Below are 406 nucleotides of genomic sequence, written 5' to 3' on the forward strand. Positions count from 1 at the left end.
GTGATGGCGATCAGCGCTGTCCAACTGTACCGCAAATCTTAATACTTACTGCAAAATTTGCGTAGACAAGTCTGGTCTGAATGGCTCAATTTTTCAGAGCGTCCGCATGTATTCCGCGATTTAACATCCAGCCCATCCGATAGCGAAGGCGTTTATACGCAAGATCGTGAAATCATTATCGCCGGAGTGTTGGCGACCTATCTACTAACCAGTTATGCCGCTCGCAAGATGAAGATGGAGCCCACTGGTCATGCTGGTGGAATTCACAACTGGTACGTGAAGTCGACAGGCCAAAACTTTGAGCAAATGCTGATGTATGCAACGGGCTTTTGGTAACAGAAGGGATGGGCCAAGGTGGGATCGGGGCAACGGGTGATTACTCTAGCGGTGCGGCAGGCCTCTGGGT

The 406-nt window shown here is 50.2% G+C and carries 1 pseudogene; it reads left to right on the forward strand.

The features are described 5' to 3' along the window. Positions 1-406 (forward strand): annotated as a pseudogene (locus UF05_RS08545) (metallopeptidase TldD-related protein); the annotation flags it as partial.

It is taken from the genome of Vibrio sp. S457-15 (assembly GCF_000960545.1).
GTDB lineage: Bacteria > Pseudomonadota > Gammaproteobacteria > Enterobacterales > Vibrionaceae > Vibrio > Vibrio parahaemolyticus.